This is a genomic window from Stenotrophomonas sp. GbtcB23, assembly GCF_019091045.1.
In the GTDB taxonomy this organism is placed as follows: Bacteria; Pseudomonadota; Gammaproteobacteria; order Xanthomonadales; family Xanthomonadaceae; genus Stenotrophomonas; species Stenotrophomonas rhizophila_A.
This window is the reverse complement of the sequence record NZ_JAGXKC010000094.1, coordinates 1-3,019: the sequence shown is the minus strand read 5'-3', so window position 1 is coordinate 3,019 and position 3,019 is coordinate 1. Positions and strand designations below refer to the sequence as shown.

Genomic DNA, 3,019 nt, shown 5'->3' with positions numbered 1-3,019 from the left:
ATCGTGTCGATGCGACTGCCTCCGCAAAGCCCACCCCCGCTGCTAATCTCTTGCCCCCATGTTCGCAGCGTAGTGCTCAGGGAAGCCCGCTGCGTCAAAGACAGCCTTGAACTTCTCGAAGTAGTAGCTCAAGTCGAAGTGATTGAAATCGATCACGGTGATGTTGATTCCGTCCTTGTGAGATCCCCTGTCCAAGAAGCGCGCTAAGGGCGTAAAGGAAGCGTCGGTGGCCGCCACCTTCTTCAAGGCTCCTTTGAATTTTCCTTCTTGGTGAGTGAACCAGAAAAAGTGCTCGAGGATGCATCGCATTGCATTGGGAACCATGATCGCCGGCGCATTGGAATCGCGTGCATCTCGAAGCACCTGCCACAAGGCCTGGTAGTCGTTCATCATTTCCGATGCCTTCATCGGGACCACCTTGGTATGGTCTGACTTCACCACCCGTAGCAGCTGGCATCGCTTGTCCTGAGTCGCCAACTCTGGCCCCACGGTCTGCCGGAGCATCTCATGTAGGAAGAACAGGTTGTGGGTCAGCACGATCACCTGTCGCAATCGTGGCACACCCTCGGGTGGCTTGATGAGTTCTTCTTGGATGATGGAAGCAATGTCGAACACGAAGTTGTGCGACAGGCTAGAAATCGGGTCGTCGATCACGGCAATCGTCCTACCCAGGTCGACCGGACCAGCATTTTCCTCATCAGAGCCCGTCAGGCGCTCGAGGAAGTAGAGGAACGAAATCAGTGTCTTCTCGCCCTCACTGAGCGAAGTCATGTCGCCTTCTGCCTGTCCAGGACGGCTCAAGCAATATAGGTGACCCTCTCCTTTACTTGAGATGGAGTAGGAGGTGACACCTATGCCCGCTAGACGTGCATTGATCTTTTCGACAGCCGCCCCAACGCCTGTCTGGAGCTGCCCCAGCTCCTTAAGACGAACGGAGATGTCCAACAGGCTCTTGTCAACGGCGACCTTCTCGGCACGATCTGCCGTCAGCGCCTGCACTAGAGGTGCCCTGGCCGCACGGTAGGCATCGTAGACGGGTGCCCTTTCACGGCGCATCACCTGCCAGAGCATCGTTCGAATACGTCCTTGTTCGGCCGCCCGATCTGCGATTCTTGCGTTGAACTCTGTAACTCGCTGGTTGATGGTGCCGATGGCATTCCTCATTGGCTCAACGTCGCTAACAGTGACTTCATACGGCTCTCCAGGCTTGTCGACCTTGGATTTCATGAAGGCACTATTAGCCTTGAGCCGTGCCAGCAACAGTTCCCAAGCCTGAGACAGGGCCGTATCTTTCTGGGCAAAAGTGTGCTTAAAGACCTGGGCTACCGTCGCCTCTACCTGTGCGACAGTCGCTTCATAGCGTTCAGCAAGCAACTTCACTTGGTCGACACGCACTTGCCTGTCTCCGTCAAGAAGCTTGGCCAAGTCCTCGGCGAAGTTCTCTGGCAGCTTCTCCTGACAGAAGGGGCAGTTGTCGCCGTGCGGGATGTCCCGGCCCCGCCCAACCCAGTCGCTGTTTCCCCATTTCTCAATTAATGGAGCCAGTCGGCTGGCAGACGACACGACAATCTTCTCAGCCCAGATTGAATTTGCCTCAATAGAGCTCAGACCTGAGAGATCAACCGAGACCTTTGCCTGAGCCGTTTCGGTGCTGGTTGCGTCGGCTAGACGCTCATATAGACGATCCAAGCTATCGAGCTCGACGTCGTCTGCCACAGCATACTTTTCTAGCTCTTCAAAGAACTTCTTGCGGTCACTGTGCCAACCGCTCAACAGGTCGCGAAACGGCGGCTTGTTGTAGTCACTATGGGCCTTCCACGCCCCGGTTATAGCGGCTTCCTGGACTTTCTTGCCAGCCTCGATCGACTGCTCGATCTTCTTCTTGACCGCTTCAAGCTGAGCCTCAAGCGCTTCGGCCTCCGCCTTCTTTATTTCGATCTCTGCCTGGGCCTCAGCGTCCAAGGCGCCTATGGTGAAGATACCAGGAACCCCCTCTGCCGTCCGGATCACCTTGTCTACGAACCGCTGGTTGTAGACAAGCACGCGATAGGCAGCGTTGTTGGAGGTGTGCATCTGGCAGTGAGAGAACCTCCCATCGCCGCTGCTTACGCCTTGAATCACCTCCCCGATTGCACTCTTTCCAGCCCCGTTTGTTCCGTAGAGGAACACTGGCTTTGGAGGTGTCCCAGGTTCAAAGCTGATGGGCGGAGCCACGGTAGGATGGAAGCTCTTGTATCGATGAATCGACAGACCGGTAATCAAGTTGCCCCCCTTGGCAGCCCGCTCACAGACAAAGCCCACATTGACGTAGTGATGTGACCAAAGGTCACGCGCTCTCAACCGATTCCCCTAGATGTGCCCAGGGTCTACGGGCAACGAGGTGCTGTTCTCAACCACGAAGCTGCTGACAAGCCACCCATGCAAGCGGCTCAGGGTATCGGCGATCTGGTCCTCGTCCTCGCACTCAACCTCACATTGGGTGGGCAGGACAGGGGATGCCCCGTCTGTCTCCCATTCGATATCTCTTAACCGGAAATGCATCATCGTCAAGCCTCTTCCATGAAAGGGGCGCAGGGCACCACAGCACCGTGGATTACCAGAGCAGGAAGGTCTACTCGACGATTTTCCATACATCTAAACTAACACGCCGACGCGTCATTCACCATGCGCTCAGACTTCAGAAGCCCCTGTTGGGCGCAGCTTGTTAGGCAGTTAACTGCAAACAGTACAGTTACTTTGGGTTACTCAAGTGAGTGCGTTCGAGCCGCCATCCTACAAATTGTGGGAGTCGCTTTTTGCTTGTAGTTTGAACCACCCTGCATAGGGCGTGTTCTTCACCAGGTGCCGGTTCCAATCTGGCTCGCCGTCGGTCCACCAAACTGGGCCACGCTCGCCCAACCCCTTCTTTGCGCTATCCACGAGCTGACGAGCAGCTGCCAGAGCATTGGCGCCGCCCGAGGCCTTGGCTGCCTTGACAGCCCGGCGGGCGTCCATCAGCTCGTTGACCAGGCGCTGCCTC

2 protein-coding genes are annotated in these 3,019 nt (G+C 56.3%); both read right to left on the bottom strand.

Annotated features, from left to right (window positions below; genetic code table 11):
* Positions 1 to 42: 42 nt before the first annotated feature.
* Positions 43 to 2,262: an AAA family ATPase gene (locus KVS69_RS18005; RefSeq protein WP_217539376.1), complete on the bottom strand. Its 2,220-nt coding sequence runs from the start codon at positions 2,260 to 2,262 to the stop codon at positions 43 to 45.
* 510 nt (positions 2,263 to 2,772) lie between these two features.
* A partial coding sequence (locus KVS69_RS18000; RefSeq protein ID WP_217539375.1) for a hypothetical protein occupies positions 2,773 to 3,019 on the bottom strand: 247 nt, incomplete at its 5' end.